Genomic DNA, 18,131 nt, shown 5'->3' with positions numbered 1-18,131 from the left:
ACTCTACATGGAATGTTCCTAATAACTTAATGTAGAATATTATATTCGTATTAAGTTATTAGGAACATCTAATGTTGTTTCGCAACTGAAAGGAAATTGAAAAAAACCTGAAACTTTTCTCATTAAAATTCAATCTTACTTAAAAAATGAAAGAAAAATGAAATTTTCCAAGAGAAATTCTTTGTTAAAATAAAAAGCATAAATACAAAAAAAGTATTGACACATGGAGAAAAATGTATTTTTCCAAGATATAGTGGGGGAAAAAATGAGATTAGAAAAACAATTAATAAAAAAGATATATTATGAAACATTCCTAATGGAGAATGAAACACATCCACCTCTTCAAGTACTTGGAGAAGCTTATTTAAACGAACAAAAAAATGAGATTTCCGATGGATCTTATATTCGTTTTGCACAAGGTGAATTTTATTATCACCATCAAGATTTTGAATCAGCTATTTTTAAATGGGAGAAAGTCAGTAATGAATTAGCACCATGGGCACAAAAAAATATTGCGGATGCTTACTTCGAACTTAACCAATTATCAGTTGCTGAAAATGTTTATACCTCCATTACTACTGATAACAAAATACTTATGACCGAAATTGTACTGCAATTACTGTCTCTTTACATCGAGCAAAATAATCTTGATTCAGCTTTTGCTGTTATTAAAGAAGCGGTTTCTTTAAATCCCGATTATCCAAACGTCACAACAATTGCACGTTCCTTTTATGAAGAACAGCAAGATTTTGACAGTGCAGTAGAGCTTGCTGTGAATGAGTTAATTCGAACAGAATCCTTTCCATGGTTTGAGGTTCTAAAAGGATATATCGATAAAGGATTTACTAAAAATATTTCACCAGACTATTTTTATAAAGTATTAGTTACATTAAATAATGTAGATCAAGTACAATTTACGCAAATTGTTTCATCACTTTGGCATAGCTATAAAAATGAACAAAATTACTTATTATGGCTTAAAACAATAAATGAATTTTTCTTACATATCGAAATACATTCGTCTGATATATGGGACAAAATTTCTTCTCTTTACGAAGAAACGTACTTTGAATTAATTCAAGGTCAATATATGCTAAGACAATTACACGAGATCATTCCAAATCTTTTAACAAATTGGTTAAAGGTAGCCAATCCGTCTCATTCTGTATTTCCATCTGCAGCAGTATTGGCATGGGATGAGATTTTCCCTTCCACAATAGATTCAGCAAATATAAAACATGTGGAAAACCTACTGTCATATTCTATTAATCATGTGAATGGCTTAGAGTATAGTTTACATCTTTTTGAATCTATTACACAGTGGGCACAAAAACATGATTTAGAAATGGGTCATCGATTTAGATGGTTAGTTGGCGAGCTTGCAGATTTAAGAACAAATCGCCTTTTAGTAACTGGAACTTCAGGAAACGGAAAAGCTTCATTTATTAACTCTATCCTAGGAGAAAATATATTAGAAAACTCAATCTCAAATGTAGTTGTCTTTAAAAATGACGCTCATACAGTAATTAACGCTATAACAGATTCAGCAATTACAACAACTGAGAATTTCTCTGATTACCATAACATGATGTCTCTACACCGCCAAACATATAGAGATAGAGCATGTGTTGAATTTAAATTACCATGCAGATTTTTAAGTGAAAATAAACTTACATTCGTTGTTACACCTAGCTTTAATAGGAACAACGACACTAGAGATGAGACATTCGAATATCTAAATTCTGTAGACGAATTATTATTCGTATTGAATGCGGATTCACCTTTTACTGACAAAGAACGTGACATTCTATTAAGTATTCAAGAACATACACCAAATCTACAAATTCATTTCTTATTAAATAAAATCGATAACATTTACAGTGAAGCAGAAGCAAAAAGAGTTATACATGATGCGCAAGCGAGAATAAACGCATATTTCCCGCATGCGAGAATTTTCCCTTACTCTTCGTTATATACAAATAGTCAACAACTAAACGATTTAACTGAGTTTATTCATTTTAACTTTAACCATAAAAATATCGATGCAGAACGTACTGAAAAGCTATTGTTTTTCATTCGAAAAACAATTACATATCTTTTGGATAAACGCGTCGAGATGGAAAACAACCTAGTGGATTCTATTAATTGGAATGAAGATATGTTAGTTAAACTAGATGGTTGTATTAATAACCTTACTGCTTTTGAGAAGGAAAAAATTCATTTAATTACAGAATCATATCGTACAATGAAAAACGAAATTACTAATGATCTTACAGAACATATTCCGAAACTATTGCAGAGTTGTTCTGATTTAATTAGTGAAGAAAGCGATTTTGGGCACATTGATATTGAACTAAATACAGCGATGAATGAAAGGGTTCAAAAATATCTAGAACAAACTGTGTTACCTAATCTTGCTCGCTCTATGCAAAATTGGATTGCAACTTCTAATAACGAGTTCCTTCAAAGTCAATTGTACTTAGAAGAAATCAGTGAAGGACTTAATTCTTTATGTGGAGAAAATCGAATACAGTTAGAATGTGACTTTAAAGTGCTTGATGACTGGCGCAGAGATATTGATAGAATGACAACTAGAATACAAATGGAAGAAGTAAATATCTTCCGCCGATTTACACCAGCACAATTTTTACTAAAAAGTGCCGGTAAATTATTTGGAGTTCTTCCTAAAAATAAAGCTATGCTATATAACAAATACAAACAGTATTTAGAAAATGAAGATTATACCGATGTAACGGCTTCTATTATGAACAAATTTTTCTTGCAATTTGAGCTATTTGAAAATGCACAAGAGCGGGATATTAATATGTTCTTTAGAAATCCATTTGGCGCGTTGGAACAAGCTGTAGAAAACACTCATTTAGAAATACAAGAAAAACAAGATACACTGCATAAAATGAAATCAAATCCTGAAGTTTATCATGATTCTATAACGCTCTTTGAATTGAGATTACGTCAATGTGAAGTAATCTTAAATATAGGTGAGGATAATTCCTATACAGATTTAACTTTAGAAACAAATATAGAGTAAACGTAAAATTACCTTTACTGAAATGAAAATAAGTAGTGAGTAGGAAAGATTGAATGGACATGCAATAATAGATTGTCTTGTCTTGTCTTGTCTTGTCTTGTCTTGTCTTGTCTTGTCTTGTCTGTTATTTCGAGAAAATATTAGGTGAAGAAAAAGAAGCGATAAAATAAATCGCTTCTTTTTCGTTTGTTGGGATGTTTATTTTTACAATAAGGATACTAATTTTTAGTAGTATTATTAGATGTAACCGTAATATTGTATAACACTAGAATATAGCGGGGCATTATAAACTAACTTATATAAATCCATTTTAATTTTTCTACATCTAAATCCCTGTTATGCAGAATAAAAAGTAATCTACACTCGTTTGCTCTTTCTGTTTTTACTTCGCATGTGGCAGAAAAAGGCCCTGACCGCTTCTATGTATGGCCACATGCTCTCTCCCACCTACAAAAGAGAGTTTTTTTATGTCGGTTTTTTAATTGATGTATATATAGCATGATTATTTAATCCATAGCTTCCTAAAATCAACATAGCCGAATGATTCAAATTGAATATCTTTAATCATTGGATGAAATGTACGGTTTTTAATGGGGTGGTATAAAAATAGGAATAAGTTTTCTTTTCGTATATAGCTCTCAGCCTTTTCTATCCAAAATTCTCTATCAACGCTAGTCTCTGCATGCTTAATATTTTCAAAGTAAATATTTAAATGGACTAGTTGTGCTAAGGAAAAAAAGCGATTAAAGATAGATGCTTTATTTAAAAATGTACCAATAAAAGATAAATGATAATCTGTTGAAGCAGCTTCTCCCATGAATAATAAATCAGCGTCTTCAAGAAATGGATCATAGTATTCGTCTAGTGTGAAGGTTTTAATATCTACTTGCACACCTACTTTTGTAGCTTCTTTTTTGAACCAATCCGCATCCTCTATGTAGTTTTGTTTTTTTAGCGTGTATACAGTAAGTAATTCTCCATTATATCCTGCTTTTTTTAATAGTGTCTTTACATAGCTTTGACTTTTCGGCTGTTGTTTGGATCTCCAAAAAAAGTAACTTGATGATTCTTGAAGATTAGAGCGCCCTAAATCTGCCCATAACTTTTTTGTATCCATAAGATGATATATTGCCTCGCGAAATGAAGCATTTTGAACTATAGTATCCCGATTGAAATTGAAGGCTAAAAAATGGAATCCAACCTCGATATTTTGTTTGTGCAGATGTGTATTACTTGTTTCTGTTTTGTTTATTTCATATGACATTGAGTTAGTTGTATCAGGAGACATACGATAAATTTCTATTTCATCCAATAAAGGTCTAGCTAAAAAGTAATCGTCAAACGCCTGTAAGACAAGCGTTGTATCAGTCCGCTTTTTCATTCGGAAGGGGCCTGTCCCGATCCACTTATTTTCATCGAATGGTTCATTTATTGGTAAGATAGCAAGATTAAGTGAACTCATATATCTAGGAAAGAGTGGATTAGAGCGCCTAAGCTTGAAACAAACAGTAAAAGGAGAAAGGCAAGCAATTTCTTCTATATCTTCAACAAACCAATAATGAGGTGAGGTTGGTCTTGTAAGGAAACGCTCAAAAGTATATTTAACATCTTCACTTGTCAATACATGACCGTTATGAAATCGTACACCCTTTCTTAAATGAAAAGTCCAAATCTTATTCTCAGCCTCTCCTTCCCAGGTGTGAGCTAAATGTGGTTGAAGGGAGTCGTTTTCTTTATCATAAGTTATTAAACTATCACCTAATTGATGAATTAAAAACGTTTCGAAGGTAATGGATGTATATAATGGGTCAAGTGTAGTTAATTTTCTAGTATATATGGTTCTTAATGTGTCTTTTGTATGTTCTGATACATGTATACCAAAAAGGGTTTGAACTTCTTTAGATACATTGGTGATCCAAGTTTTTGGAATGGGAAGCTGTAATAAAAAAATAACATCTTCTAGCTTATCATATTGTATTAATTTTAGTACCTCAGCTTCTATTTCCTGTTGGAATGAACAATGAAATTCAATTTGTGATGGATTGCCTCGTCCTTTTCCGGGAATATAAATCAATTTTTTCTCATTTGCAAATTGCTGCAGCTTTCTCTTAACATTTTTTTGTGTACAAAACCATAAACTCTCTAGTTCTTTAAGTTTAAATGTAACGGATTGATTCTCTTCTCTTGAATAAAAATAAGCCCTCATTTGAAAATAGGTTTGATTTTTCATGTAATTACTCCTCATATATTGTTTGAAGCAGTTTATCTTATATACTCAACACTTATATTAAAGGGGACATTTATGGTTAAATTATAACCTTTTTTTCCACTTTTGAACAAAGCATACTGAATATGGAGGTGAATTTAATTGTTTAAGGATATGCATCCGAATATTCGAGTAAGAATTTATACATCTTTTATGAGCCGAGTCATTGGTTCAATGATATTTCCTTTTATGGCAATTTATTTCGCAAAAGAATTAAATCCGACATATGCAGGGATATTATTATTGATACAAGTATCGGTTCAATTTATCGCGAGTTTGTACGGTGGATATTTGGCGGATTCAGTAGGCAGAAAGAAAATGATGGTTATTGGAGAATGGATGAAGGTTTTCGCATTTGCAGGTATGATGTTTGCAAATTCTCCATTTTTAACATCCGCATGGCTTACCTTTCTGATGTTGCTGATTATAAGTATCTCCACTGGTTTTGTTAACCCTGCAGCGGATGCAATGTTGATAGATGTCAGTACAAAAGAGAACAGGACCATGATGTACTCTATCAACTATTGGGCTGTCAATTTATCAATTATGCTTGGATTAATAATCGGAGGCTGGTTTTTTGAATCACATTTTTTTGAACTGTTAATTTCTTTGTTAGCTATTTCTATAGTGACTTTATGGATGACTATAGCGCTAATACAGGAAACATATTCTGTTACACAATCGAGAGGCGCGGAGACTCTTTTTGGGCTGAAAACGATGATCCAAAGCTATCAAACAGTCATTCGTGATCTTCCTTTTGTATGGTTTACAATCGGAGGAGTGGCTATACTGTCCATCGAGTATCAACGAAATCATTTTATCTCGATAAGGTTGGAAAATGAAATTCAAGCACAGGTCGTATCGTTATTTGGTGGTATAGAAATTTCACTCAGCGGGGTGAAATTGTTAAGTTTACTAACAGTCGAAAATACGATTTTTATTATCTTATTTACAGCTGTAATTACAAAATGGCTAAACAATAAGTCAGAGCAAAAGATTATGTATATAGGATTTTTATTATTTGGCTTAGGATACGCTGCACTGGCCTTTTCAAATAACTTTATTGTTTTATTTTCTGCTGTCGCAGTATTTTCTATAGGTGAATTGATGTACGTTCCGACAAGGCAATCTTTACTTGCTGAAATTGTAGACGATTCACGCCGAGGGGCTTATATGGCTTTTAATGGATTTGTATTTCAAATTGGAAAAATATTTGGCGTTCTTGGCATTATGATTGGCGAAGTATTGGGTGGAATTGGAATGGGAGTACTCTATATTATTTTTGCATGTATTGGAATTGCTTGTTCGCGGATTGCAATCGTGAAAAAACGTCAAAAAGAGCAAGTGATTTTATCTTCTAAAATTAAAGCCAAATAGTGTAACTTTAGATAGGAGAAATATGGTAGGGAATACATTTTCAAAGGGATGAAAGGGGATTTTTATAGTGGCAGATTTAAAAAAGTGGCTGGAAATTGATACATATATTACAAATCAATTGTTACCTGAAGACCCAATTCTTGAGAAAACATTAGAAGTGAACATTAAGGCTGGCTTACCTGCGATAGAAGTAGCCCCAAATCAAGCAAAATTTCTTTACTTGCTAGCTTTAATACAAGGGGCTAAAAGAATACTGGAAATTGGAACTTTAGGAGGATACAGTACCATTTGGCTAGCGCGTGCTTTACCAGCAGATGGCCATCTAATTACTCTTGAATCAGAAGTGCATCATGCCGAGGTTGCAAAATTGAATATAGCGAGAGCAGGTTTATCTAATTTAGTAGAAGTAAGAATTGGACCTGCTCTTGAAACGTTGCCAAAATTACATAGTGAGGGAGTCTGCCCATTTGATTTAATTTTCATTGATGCAGATAAACAAAATAACTCGGAATATTTAAAGTGGGCACTTAAATTATCTCGAAAGGGTACAGTAATTATAGCGGATAATGTAGTCCGAAAGGGAGAGGTAGTAAACGTTTCTAGTACTGATTCTAGTGTTCAAGGGGTTCGTCATTTCTTCAATATTCTTGCATCTGAGCCGCGACTTTCCTCTACGGCAATACAAACTGTAGGAAGCAAAGGGCATGATGGATTTACTATAAGTGTAGTACTGTGATCGTATTAAGGAAAATATGTATGGATAGGAAGATGATGCATGGGAAGTATGTGTGAAGCTGCTCTATACATCCATGAACGATTTTAAAAGAAAATAAATAACCTGAGCCCGATAGTATATCAGGCTCAGGTTATTTAGAGATGCGCTTTTTCGATTAAAGGCTTTTGTTTACAAATTTCATTTCCTTTTGCAATTTCATAAACGAACGGTACATTCCAATTCTCCAAGATACAATCATCGCAAAAGCAAGTAAGAAGAACATACCGCTTAATTGTGCTAAATCAATTGATTGACTTAAATATTCTTTCATACCGATGCGGACAGCAAGTAAACCGACTAAAATAAAGATAAATGCTTTAGAAGGTATTAAATAGATGTCTGTTCCGCGTACTTCAAATTTTGATGTTTTAATAAGAAAAATAGAGAAAAATAAACCAACGATAACTGCTTCGAGAATTTCTGATGTTGTTAATCGAAATTCTGGTAAGATGTACATGCATGCGCCCGTACTCATAAAAATTGGCGGGAGTATAATTTTTTTAAGTGATACAGGTTTCTTTGCTGATTTTAAGCGAAGGAACATCATTCCAATAGCCATACAAAGAGCAATAATACTTGATAAAACAGCTAAGTTCATGTTTGACCTCCTTTTATCCTTTGTAGGATTTTTTTAATAGAATCATAAACCAAACGAGACTGACACCGATGATAGTATGAGACATTCCTGCAATATGACTTAATCCTTTAAAATCAGCTCCATTGATTTGAAGAAGTCCGCGGGCCGCCATTGAAGATACTGTTAAAACTAATCCTAAATTATAGACGATGAACCACATGTTAAAACTTTTTGCTTCATGGAATGCAAATGATTTTGACAAGGCAAAGGCAATTAAAAAGAACAAAAATCCAAGAACTAACATATGTGTGTGCAAAAGGTTCAGCAAAGTAGTGCCTTGAATTCCTTTTGCTTTTGCATATTCTCTTGCAAATACACCGGAAAATAAACCGATAATTAAATAGACAAAAGATGCATTATATAACTTTTTCATAATAACCTCCTAAGGTAGTATTAGCAATGTTTATTTTTGGGAATAAGGCTGTGTTTAAAAGTTATCTTGTCATTCCGTATATGAGGCCAGAAATATATGGGATTAACCAAATGAACCATACGATAACGCTTAGTGTGTGAAATGTTGTCATCATTTTTTTATCTTTTCTTATTAACACAATCGTTGCCCAAACGGCATGAAATAGCATAAGTAAAATGGCTGATAAGCCTGTTATTCCGTGAAAGCTAAGGAGAGATCCTGCTGAAGCCATTTTCTCCATTAATGTAGTTCCAAGCGTATCACATACTAATCCAAGCCAAAAAATAATGACATGCCAAGGTTTTAATGTTTTTTGAAATTTTTCACTCCATACTCCGATTGTATAAAAAATGAGTGCAGCTGTAATACATGTAATAGCAGATGCTAACACGTTCATCATTCCTTTCTAACAGTCATTTGCTTTATATAAAGCATGTTACATGAGAATTATGAATAGAATATGAACGCAATATTACATATGAAATTTGCCTAATTATTATATTAGAATTACGTTATGTTGTAAACAAAAATGAAAATATACTTTAAATGAAAGAAAACTTTCTTATTCCCTAATCAAATAGGGGATAAGAAAGTTTTTTTAGATTACTTTTACTATACACTAGTTCTTAAATTTCGTTTTCTCGTAGTAGTTTTCCGTCTCGAAGTGTTAAAATTCGATCACATACATCAAGCATTTTTTCATCATGTGTAATCATAATCGCTGCTTTTTTATTTTTCTTCACTTCATGTTTCATTAATTCAACGACTTCTCTAGCACGTTTTGAGTCAAGGCTAGCAGTAGGCTCATCGGCTAAAATTAAGTCTGGATTATTCATAAACGCACGAGCGATGGCTACACGTTGTTTTTCACCGCCTGAAAGTTGATTTGGATAATGATTCATTCGATGTGATAATCCAAATGTTTTCAGTAATTCAGTTGCAAACTTGTCAGCTTCTTTTTTATTTTTTCCCTTTAACTTAGCGATATATAAAAGTTGTTCTTTAACCGATAAGAAAGGTACGAGATTTGCGAATTGGAATATAAAACCAATTTTTTCTAGACGAATATTTGTCATCTCTTTTTCTGATAAATTCGTTACGTTTTGATCAGAAATATAAATGTTTCCTTTTGAAGGAGAGAGAAGTGCACCTGCAATGGAAAGTAATGTACTTTTTCCTGAACCTGATGGACCAACAATACCGATAAATTCGCCCTCTTTTACATCTAACGTAATTGGATGCAGAGCAGTCACTTCTGTATCTCCTTCGCCATATACTTTACTTACTTGTTCAAGCTTTAATAATGACGCTGGGTTTTCCCATTTCACTTCTGTTACCATTACATTCCACCTCCGATTGCTTCTAATGCATCTACTTTCAATACTTGATATAGAGAAATTAGTGTACCGAATATACTAATTAAGATAAAGATACCTGAATATTGCAAGATTGTTGTTGTTGTTAATAAGAATGGCATGCCGGCTGGTAAAACAGTCTCTACTGCCAAGATTAAGCCAATGCCGATTACAAGAGCGACACCAGATAAGAAGATAGATTGTACAACTAAATTACCTGCTAAATATGAATTTTTTGTTCCGATTGCTTTTAATACGCCTAATTGGTGTGTTTTTTGTAATGTAATGACATAGAAGAAAACACCGATTAATAATGCTGAAATTACAAGTAAGAACGCAATAATCATCGTTAATGTTCCTTGTTCTTCTTTATAACCTGGAATACCTTGCAGTACTTCTTTTTTATCAACAACTTTTACATTGTCTACATTATCAATTTTTTTATCAGTATTTAGAGCGATTACACTGTAATCTTTTTCATTTGGCATTGCAATGCTGCTCCATACATTTTCACTCATATGAACAACAGGTGTATGGCTAAACATTTGATTTTCTGTAAAACCGACAACTTTGAAAGTTTTCTTAGAAATAGGATCTACTAGCTCATCTCCAAGCTTCACACCTTTTTCTTTGATGGATTCATCAGCAACGATTTCATTGTCTGCTAAAGCGCTGTTTTTCCCTTCAATTACTTTTGGGGCGATGAATGAATCTTGTTTACTTGCAAAAATAGCAGCATCAACTTTTTTTGAACTTCCTTCTTTTTCAAATGTCGTCATTTTAAGATGCATTGGAACCGCATCTTTTTCATCAACTTGTGCTAATGCTTTATCTACATTCTCTTTCTTAATTTGAGAGCGCAATAATTTACCCTCGGCATCACTTGATATTATAAATTTGTCTGCTTTCATTTCGAGAATAGAAGAGGCATTATCATGAGATAAACCATTTGCTAGACCTGATATGATAAGTACAAGAAATGATAAAAGCATCATAATTGTACCAATTAATCCGTATCGTAATTTTGATTGTTTTAATTCTTTAAGTGCTAAAAACATTACGTTCATTCCTCCTTGTTTCGTTCTATGCTCTTATCATAAAGAGGAAATATGAACAGAATATGAACAAAAGATTACAAAAGAAGAGTCTACCGTTTAGATAGATTCTTCTTCTTGTTTTGGAAGGTAAATAGAGAAGGTCGTTCCGTTTCCAAGTTCACTATCAACTGTTATTGCTCCTTCATGAAGGTCAATAACTTTTTTTACAATAGAAAGACCTAATCCGCTTCCATTTACTTTTCTATCTCTGGCAGTATCAACTTTATGAAATCGATCAAATATCTTTTTCACTTCATTCTCTGGTATACCAATACCCATATCAGTAATCGAAATACGCCACTCTGTTTCTAGTTCTTCTGCTTCAAATGAAATTGTCCCACCGCTTTCTGTAAATTTAATACTATTGGTAAACAAATTCGTCCATACTTGATGGAGCAAGTTCTCGTCTCCGTAAATTTGCATGTTAGGAACGTCCATTTCAACTGCAAGATCTTTTGTTCTCCAATCCCACTCAAGCATAAAAATAATATCTTTTATTTGCTGTCCAAGATCAAAAGATTGTTTACGTAAAGTAAGTTCTTCCTTATCAAGCGATGCAAGCATTAATAATTGTTTACATAAACTGGACATACGCCTGCTTTCTGATTCGATGATTTCTAGGTAATGTTCCTGCTCAGATTTCGTTAAATCATTTGTTTGCAATGTTTTAGAAAACCCTTGAATAGATGATAGGGGGGACTGAAACTCATGCGAAACATTCGAAACAAATTCTTGTCGCATCTGCTCTGAATTTTGTAATCTTTTGGCCATCTTACGAAAATTAGTCGCAAGTGTCCCAATCTCATCTCTGCGATTTTCTGGTAGTACTAAATCATATTTACCATTTGCAATTTCTTTTGTCGCATGTGTAAATCTTTGAATAGGGCGAACGACAAAGCGCGTAGCTATCGCGATGCAAATTAGACTGATTACAATAATCAATCCTAATAAAACAGCATAGAAAATACGTAATTCTCCAAATTGCTGTTGAATATCCGGACGAATAAATAGCGCATAACCCTTACCATTGTTTTCGATAGGAATCCCAATACTATTTAAAAGTGTATTGTCAAAAAAACCAGTAGCAAATAAACGATTAGGATACGTTGCAATCCCATTGTATATATTTCCTTTTAATACATGTTCAATTGTCTCTTCGCTAATATTCATTTTCTTGAAATTATCACCGTACCGCTTGCCTTGTTTTTTATCGTCTACTACGTAAACTTCAAAGCCAAGGTTAGAAATAGACTGTAAATAATCATCTTTATTTTGTTCTGTATTTTTCTCATATAAATATTTTACTTCTTGTGCATATTTTAAAATTTTCTCGCTGTTATATGGTTTTAAATAAACATGATAATATACATTTGTAAGTAAAAATGCCAATATACTACTAACGAGCATAATAAAAATGGATATGATAACGAATCTAGAATATAATGAGCGCATATTTTTTCACCTCTAATTTATCGTTCTATTTTTTGAAAGTAAGACCTCCGTATCGAGATTTTGAGAAAACATAGAAGATAGGAGGGAGTTGACTGCTGGCATGTGTCTGAACAGTAGGGGATGAAGGAAAACTCCCAATGATGGAAGTTTCACTTTAAATAAAATGATGGCAACAAATGATATAAGAGATTGGAAAATCCAACAAAGTGAAAAATACAATAAGTATAAGTGTTCCTCCTTTCACTTTTGTAGAATAAGAAATGTTTATGAACAGAAGATGAACATGTTATTACAATTTCTAAGAAAATGAAAAGTGTGCTGCCAGTACAACTGACAGCACACTTTTCATTTCTCTTATAATTTTGTGATTACTTTTTTTCCATGACCGCGAAGTAGTTTTTTTCATTATCAGCAAAATTAAATACTTTGCCAGAAGGCATACTTACAATTTCTCCGACTGTGATTTTTTTATTCGAAAGGTCTGTATGTAATTTGTCGAGATTTTCTGAGAAAAACATTATCGAAGGTGTATTAAGATTTAATTCGGGTTGCATTTTGGCGATGAATTCCTTGTCGTGGAGAATGATACTCGTTCCTGCTTCCTTTGTTGGAGCAATTTCAATCCATCTAAAACCTTGACCATTATCCTCTTCAGAAATTACACTAAATCCTACTTTTTCTGTCCAAAATTGCAATGCCTCATCTTGGTTATTTACATATAGCATAATTTGACCGACTTTATTAATCATTTGCTTCTCTCACTTTCTTCTAGTCCAGTTCGTATTGATTTTTTTAGGTATTAATAACATATAACTGTTTAATGATTATATCAAATGTAAGGCATAAACAACTATTTTCATGATTCAAGTCATAATCTCCTTGAAAATAAACAAATAAAGTTAAGCAACTACAATTTTTAAAAGACAGTGGTTGAATCGTTAGTGTATTCGTTGCACTTTTTTTGTTATAAGAAGTTCTAATGTAATTTGGTGCCTCTGTTTATCTCTTAGGATTATTCATGCTTAATTCTTTAGGGGAAATGAAAAACGCATTGCATGGCCAGATGCTCTCGTACCCCTAAAAAGAAAGAGGTTTTAACTTGTATTTATATACTTCTTAATTAAGAGATAGTTAAGAAGTAGTTAAGTCCCATTTAAAACTTTTTTCCCATAATAAAATTATAAGCATACAAGAAGGTTGGTATTTTTACATGAGTAAACCATTTAGATTTGTGTTTGTTTTATAGTGATATACGCACATAAGGAGGAATTTGAAAATGTCTTTTTCTCAATTAAATATTGATGCTTTTCGAGTAATCAATGATTTAGGTAAACAATATTCGTTCCTAAACTCAACCATGATATTTTTAGCGGAATATATGGTATATTTTTTAGGTTTAATTATTATAGTTTATTGGTTTACTGGATCTAGAAAAAATAGGATGATGGTTATTCAAGCGATGGTTGCTTTCGTGACTGCTGAGATAATCGGAAAAATAGCAGGAAAATTTCATTCGAATTATCAACCATTTGCAGTACTGCCTGATGTTAATAAACTTGTCAATCATGCTGTAGATAATTCATTTCCCAGTGACCACACGATTCTGTTTTTTTCAATTTGTTTCTCATTTTGGCTTGTTCGTAAAAAGATTGGGTGGTTGTGGTTTGTACTTGCATTCTGTGTAGCTATCTCCCGTATTTGGGTAGGGGTTCATTATCCTTTCGATGTTGCAATAGGGGCTTTAATAGGAAGTATTTCAGCCTTATTGTCATATTGGTTAACAACGAAATTTTCTTTTATTAAACAATTATTTACTTTATATGAAAGAGTAGAGCAACATGTTTTACCATCAAAAAACAAATCGAAAGGATTTTGAGTATACATTGAAGAAATTGTGAAAAGAGTTTGTTCTATTATCGCAGCCACTGATAAATTTTCCATATAAAAAACATGAAAATCATATATCCGAATAAGGAATATGTATGATGCCAGTTTTCGCTATGAGTGAACAATCCTAAACTTTCGGCGATTTGTTCGGATATGCTCGCGCAAATTCCAATTAAAATAATAAATAGAATTCTTGAAAATGTAGACAACATCTTTGCAATATGTAAAAAGAGGGCAGTAAAGCTCGGTAATATTAATAATGTAAAAGCAATGTTGATTGCAAATATGGTGGGGAATGGTCTTACTGGGAAGGCATACATTTGTTTACTGACAAATAGGAAGTCTAAATATGTCCCGATGAAACAGGAGAGAATGATCGTGACGACAAACGCTAGGTGATTACTCTTCTGTTTTTTCTTCTCTGAGAAGGATATTTTTTTTTGCGAGAATGGCAATTTCAATTTTTTTAAGCGTTTTGCAATAGTCATCCTCAATCTTTCCATTACTATTTTCTCCTTTATCAATTAAATAGTCCACGATGTGCCAATCTTCAAACCAGTCTTCTTTTTCCACTTCTGTATGTTTAAGGTCTTTCCAAGCGTAAAGTAATGCTGGACTGTATAAACGATCTGCATCTTTTCGTAATTGACATTTTTTTATTCTACGTCGATAAAATTCACGTGAAAAGGATTCGTTTACACTAGAAAATAAATGAGGCCAGTAATCTTTTCGTGATCCAGTATGTGGATGATCATGAGCCCAATGTATCACTTTAGGTAAGATATGTTCGTTACGAAATAACAATGAGTATAACCGTTTGCCGAGCAGAATCCGCTCATGCACGGAAGTGAAATGCTTCATTGTATCACCAAATAGTACTATTTTTTGCTTAGTCTCATCTTCATAGAATGGAAAAAGGATGTGATTAAAACGGAAGAAGTCAAAGAGTTTAAATCCAACACTATTTAGTACTGTCTTTTTAAAATGAGCATTTTGTATTACCCTTTTTTCTAAATAACTTTGTTCATTAATAATTGTCGCGATGGCTAATGTATAGCAATTGCCTGTTCGCCAAAAACAATTCCACATTGTTTCCATAAATGTTGATACATTGAGATATGATAGAAGGTGGAATAATCCTTTAGATTTTTGGATACTTTGTTCATATAATAAAAACTGCGGATACACATCTTGAAAAATTAACCAATTCCCGCGTTCTAAAAAAGAGAAAAAGGCAAGCTGATCTTTTTCTGATAATAGCCTTGTATATAAATCGCCTTTTAAATCTGTCATATTCCACCCACCATTACGTGATACCATATGTCCAAGCAGAGCCCAATGTATCTCAGGGTGCCGGAGGTAAAACTGATAATAAGCACGTGTCCTCGTTACATTATTTTTGTTAAGCAGTTTTGTTTGTTCTTTAATTTTATAAATGAGCATTTTCTCTTCTGTAGTTAGTGTATACGTTTTAAGGGAAGGGGAATTGCTTTTACTTTTTTTCTTTAGTTCATTTTTTACCTCTAAAAGAGAAAATGGGATTGCTTTGGAAGGCCCGTTCCATTTTCTTTTTCGATTGTTTTCGTACATTCCATTTCCTCCCGTTAATATGAATTTTAAAGTTTAGTAGAACGGTTATCACCATTTTATTACGCACATTATAAATACATGTGAACTGTTTTTTAGGGGATGTAGAAAGTGTAATACTTTTTACTACAAGCACGATTAACCTTTTGTGCTACTTCATCTTCATACGAATGAGGGATTTAATAAATGTGGAACTCATTTATATTAATAGATAAGAGCATAATGATATTTTATAGGGAGGGGAATGTATGAAGAATTGCGTTCAGCTTAGAATTGCACGCCCGACAGATAAATTTGAAGAGGTTATCACATTTTATGAAGAAGGACTAGGTTTAAAACGTATAGGTGAGTTTCATAATCATGAAGGATATGATGGAATTATGTTTGGATTACCTGATGCAGAATATCATTTAGAGTTTACAAGGCATATGAATGGTAGTCCATGTCCAGCTCCAACAAAGGATAACTTACTTGTATTTTATATGCCTAATAAAGCTGAAATTGAAAAAGTACATAGTAGGTTACATGCAATGGGCTATGATGAAGTTGAGCCAGAAAATCCGTACTGGAAAGAAAAAGGTATTACAATAGAAGATCCTGATGGATGGAGAATCGTACTCATGTATATAGAGAAATAAAAACAGCGTAGGTATAAAAATCTGAGGTCATTTTTGTTAGCTTTCGCTTCCATATCTAATTTTTAATTATGAATCGAAACCGTTCTCATTGTAAGACTTATTCCTAGTGAATCGTGTGAAAATGATGCTATTACAGTCAAAAAAGTTAAAATATTTCGGTTTAAGGATTATAATAAAGAGAGATTTATGAAAAGGGAGTGAACGAATTTGAAACAAGAAATTATAGAAAGATTTACGAGATATGTGAAGGTAGATACACAATCGAATGAAGAAAGTCAGACAGTACCATCAACACCTGGACAAATTGAGTTCGGGAAATTACTAGTTGAAGAATTAAAACAAATTGGTTTGACAGAAGTAACGATGGATGACAATGGCTATGTAATGGCAACACTTCCTGCGAATACGGATAAAGATGTTCCTGTAATTGGCTTTTTAGCTCACTTAGATACAGCGACTGATTTTACAGGAAAGAATGTGAAACCGCAAATTCATGAAAATTTTGATGGTAAGGCCATTACGTTGAATCAAGAATTAAATGTAATTTTAACGCCGGAGTTATTCCCAGAACTACCATCATATAAAGGTCATACTTTAATTACGACTGATGGAACAACACTTCTTGGTGCAGATGATAAAGCTGGTATTACAGAAATTATGACTGCCATGAAGTACTTATTACATAACCCACAAATTAAACATGGGAAGATTAGAGTAGCATTTACGCCTGATGAAGAAATCGGTCGTGGCCCATCTCATTTCGATGTGAAAGCTTTTGGAGCGTCTTTTGCTTATACAATGGACGGAGGTCCACTTGGGGGACTAGAGTATGAAAGCTTCAACGCAGCCAGCGCAAAGTTAATTTTTAAAGGAAATAATACGCATCCTGGAACAGCAAAAAATAAAATGCTCAATGCAAGTAAGTTAGCGATGGAATTTCATGGACAGTTACCAGCAGAAGAGGCACCAGAATATACAGAGGGACATGAAGGCTTTTATCACCTTATTTCTGTAAATGGTGATGTTGAGCAAAGTAAATCTCATTACATTATTCGAGATTTTGACCGTGATAATTTCGAGGCTCGTAAAGATAAAATCACAAATATTACGAAACAAATGCAAGAAAAATATGGTGCAGAAAATATTATTCTTGAGATAAAAGATCAATATTACAATATGCTTGAGAAAATTGAACCAGTTAGAGAAATTGTTGATATTGCTTATGAGGCGATGAAAAACTTAGATATCGAGCCAAATATCCAACCAATCCGCGGGGGGACAGATGGGTCTCAATTATCATATATGGGCTTGCCAACACCAAATATTTTTACTGGTGGGGAAAACTACCACGGTAAATTTGAGTATGTTTCTGTAGATAATATGGAAAAGGCTGTTCAAGTGATTATAGAAATAGCACGCCTATTTGAAGAACAGGCATAAAAAGAAATCCAGATAGTAATAAATTGCTATCTGGATTTTTTTCTTGTTGTTGAATTGTAAAGGTTTATGAAAGTGAACTTGTGTGGGAATTGCTTTCAAGGTTTAGTATAGGTCAAGAAGATCATAGTACTTTGTAGTGGATTTTGATATAGAGTATAT

16 protein-coding genes are annotated in these 18,131 nt (G+C 33.0%); 6 read left to right on the top strand and 10 right to left on the bottom strand.

What is annotated here, in order from left to right:
• Positions 1–265: 265 nt before the first annotated feature.
• Positions 266–3,049, top strand: coding sequence for a dynamin family protein (locus ACIQ7L_RS16680; RefSeq protein ID WP_400570617.1), 2,784 nt, complete (start codon positions 266–268; stop codon positions 3,047–3,049).
• Positions 3,050–3,551: 502 nt separating this feature from the next.
• Here the strand turns inward: ACIQ7L_RS16680 and ACIQ7L_RS16675 are convergent.
• Entirely contained in the window at positions 3,552–5,279 is a 1,728-nt protein-coding gene (locus tag ACIQ7L_RS16675) for an ABC transporter substrate-binding protein (RefSeq protein WP_400570616.1), read from the bottom strand.
• 138 nt (positions 5,280–5,417) lie between these two features.
• Between ACIQ7L_RS16675 and ACIQ7L_RS16670 the strand changes: the two genes are divergently transcribed.
• Together ACIQ7L_RS16670 and ACIQ7L_RS16665 are read left to right on the top strand one after the other, a co-directional pair.
• Positions 5,418–6,692: an MDR family MFS transporter gene (locus ACIQ7L_RS16670; RefSeq protein ID WP_400570615.1), complete on the top strand. Its 1,275-nt coding sequence runs from the start codon at positions 5,418–5,420 to the stop codon at positions 6,690–6,692.
• Positions 6,693–6,759: 67 nt separating this feature from the next.
• Entirely contained in the window at positions 6,760–7,428 is a 669-nt protein-coding gene (locus tag ACIQ7L_RS16665) for an O-methyltransferase (RefSeq protein WP_400570614.1), read from the top strand.
• A gap of 154 nt (positions 7,429–7,582) precedes the next feature.
• Here ACIQ7L_RS16665 and ACIQ7L_RS16660 read toward each other — a convergent pair whose 3' ends face one another.
• The 7 genes from ACIQ7L_RS16660 to ACIQ7L_RS16630 all read right to left on the bottom strand — a co-directional run bounded on the left by ACIQ7L_RS16660 (position 7,583) and on the right by ACIQ7L_RS16630 (position 13,169).
• Positions 7,583–8,065 carry a CcdC family protein gene (locus tag ACIQ7L_RS16660; protein ID WP_335360840.1) on the bottom strand — a complete coding sequence of 161 codons (483 nt, stop codon included), beginning with the start codon at positions 8,063–8,065 and terminating at the stop codon, positions 7,583–7,585.
• A 13-nt stretch (positions 8,066–8,078) separates the two neighbouring features.
• Positions 8,079–8,477 (bottom strand): DUF2871 domain-containing protein, encoded by a 399-nt coding sequence (locus tag ACIQ7L_RS16655; protein ID WP_097895315.1) that lies wholly within the window; start codon positions 8,475–8,477, stop codon positions 8,079–8,081.
• Between the two features lie 61 nt (positions 8,478–8,538).
• Positions 8,539–8,907: an HsmA family protein gene (locus tag ACIQ7L_RS16650; protein ID WP_098308159.1), complete on the bottom strand. Its 369-nt coding sequence runs from the start codon at positions 8,905–8,907 to the stop codon at positions 8,539–8,541.
• Between the two features lie 235 nt (positions 8,908–9,142).
• A complete protein-coding gene (locus tag ACIQ7L_RS16645; protein WP_400570613.1) occupies positions 9,143–9,856 on the bottom strand; it encodes an ABC transporter ATP-binding protein in 714 nt (237 codons plus the stop codon).
• Positions 9,856–10,929, bottom strand: a complete 1,074-nt coding sequence (locus tag ACIQ7L_RS16640) for an ABC transporter permease (protein WP_400570750.1) — start codon at positions 10,927–10,929, stop codon at positions 9,856–9,858. Before ACIQ7L_RS16640 ends, ACIQ7L_RS16645 begins: the two co-directional genes overlap by 1 nt.
• A gap of 96 nt (positions 10,930–11,025) precedes the next feature.
• Positions 11,026–12,420: a sensor histidine kinase gene (locus ACIQ7L_RS16635; RefSeq protein ID WP_400570612.1), complete on the bottom strand. Its 1,395-nt coding sequence runs from the start codon at positions 12,418–12,420 to the stop codon at positions 11,026–11,028.
• Positions 12,421–12,788: 368 nt separating this feature from the next.
• Positions 12,789–13,169, bottom strand: coding sequence for a VOC family protein (locus ACIQ7L_RS16630; RefSeq protein WP_400570611.1), 381 nt, complete (start codon positions 13,167–13,169; stop codon positions 12,789–12,791).
• Between the two features lie 527 nt (positions 13,170–13,696).
• Between ACIQ7L_RS16630 and ACIQ7L_RS16625 the strand changes: the two genes are divergently transcribed.
• Complete coding sequence (locus ACIQ7L_RS16625; protein ID WP_400570610.1) at positions 13,697–14,296, top strand: undecaprenyl-diphosphatase; 600 nt, start codon at positions 13,697–13,699, stop codon at positions 14,294–14,296.
• A gap of 37 nt (positions 14,297–14,333) precedes the next feature.
• Here the strand turns inward: ACIQ7L_RS16625 and ACIQ7L_RS16620 are convergent, their stop codons facing one another.
• Both ACIQ7L_RS16620 and ACIQ7L_RS16615 read right to left on the bottom strand, forming a co-directional pair.
• Positions 14,334–14,795, bottom strand: a complete 462-nt coding sequence (locus ACIQ7L_RS16620; RefSeq protein WP_400570749.1) for a CBO0543 family protein — start codon at positions 14,793–14,795, stop codon at positions 14,334–14,336.
• The gene (locus ACIQ7L_RS16615) at positions 14,707–15,897 is read right to left on the bottom strand and encodes a DUF2515 domain-containing protein (protein ID WP_400570609.1); all 1,191 of its coding nucleotides are present in this window, start codon (positions 15,895–15,897) and stop codon (positions 14,707–14,709) included. Before ACIQ7L_RS16615 ends, ACIQ7L_RS16620 begins: the two co-directional genes overlap by 89 nt.
• A 245-nt stretch (positions 15,898–16,142) precedes the next feature.
• Between ACIQ7L_RS16615 and ACIQ7L_RS16610 the strand changes: the two genes are divergently transcribed.
• The gene (locus tag ACIQ7L_RS16610; RefSeq protein WP_400570608.1) at positions 16,143–16,532 is read left to right on the top strand and encodes a VOC family protein; all 390 of its coding nucleotides are present in this window, start codon (positions 16,143–16,145) and stop codon (positions 16,530–16,532) included.
• A 207-nt stretch (positions 16,533–16,739) separates the two neighbouring features.
• A complete protein-coding gene (gene pepT, locus ACIQ7L_RS16605; protein WP_400570607.1) occupies positions 16,740–17,972 on the top strand; it encodes a peptidase T in 1,233 nt (410 codons plus the stop codon).
• Positions 17,973–18,131: the final 159 nt, after the last annotated feature.

This window comes from Bacillus sp. NPDC094106, from assembly GCF_044764345.1.
In the GTDB taxonomy this organism is placed as follows: domain Bacteria; phylum Bacillota; class Bacilli; order Bacillales; family Bacillaceae_G; genus Bacillus_A.
The sequence above is the reverse complement of the archived record's forward strand: the minus strand, read 5'-3'. Positions and strand labels throughout refer to the sequence as shown.

Excerpts from the sequence above, each read along its gene's own strand:
- ACIQ7L_RS16680 (WP_400570617.1), top strand. The coding sequence starts at position 266 with ATGAGATTAGAAAAACAATTAATAAAAAAGATATATTATGAAACATTC.
- ACIQ7L_RS16675 (WP_400570616.1), bottom strand. The coding sequence starts at position 5,279 with ATGAAAAATCAAACCTATTTTCAAATGAGGGCTTATTTTTATTCAAGA.
- ACIQ7L_RS16660 (WP_335360840.1), bottom strand. The coding sequence starts at position 8,065 with ATGAACTTAGCTGTTTTATCAAGTATTATTGCTCTTTGTATGGCTATT.
- ACIQ7L_RS16655 (WP_097895315.1), bottom strand. The coding sequence starts at position 8,477 with ATGAAAAAGTTATATAATGCATCTTTTGTCTATTTAATTATCGGTTTA.
- ACIQ7L_RS16645 (WP_400570613.1), bottom strand. The coding sequence starts at position 9,856 with ATGGTAACAGAAGTGAAATGGGAAAACCCAGCGTCATTATTAAAGCTT.
- ACIQ7L_RS16640 (WP_400570750.1), bottom strand. The coding sequence starts at position 10,929 with ATGTTTTTAGCACTTAAAGAATTAAAACAATCAAAATTACGATACGGA.
- ACIQ7L_RS16635 (WP_400570612.1), bottom strand. The coding sequence starts at position 12,420 with ATGCGCTCATTATATTCTAGATTCGTTATCATATCCATTTTTATTATG.
- ACIQ7L_RS16630 (WP_400570611.1), bottom strand. The coding sequence starts at position 13,169 with ATGATTAATAAAGTCGGTCAAATTATGCTATATGTAAATAACCAAGAT.
- ACIQ7L_RS16625 (WP_400570610.1), top strand. The coding sequence starts at position 13,697 with ATGTCTTTTTCTCAATTAAATATTGATGCTTTTCGAGTAATCAATGAT.
- ACIQ7L_RS16620 (WP_400570749.1), bottom strand. The coding sequence starts at position 14,795 with ATGACTATTGCAAAACGCTTAAAAAAATTGAAATTGCCATTCTCGCAA.
- ACIQ7L_RS16615 (WP_400570609.1), bottom strand. The coding sequence starts at position 15,897 with ATGTACGAAAACAATCGAAAAAGAAAATGGAACGGGCCTTCCAAAGCA.
- ACIQ7L_RS16610 (WP_400570608.1), top strand. The coding sequence starts at position 16,143 with ATGAAGAATTGCGTTCAGCTTAGAATTGCACGCCCGACAGATAAATTT.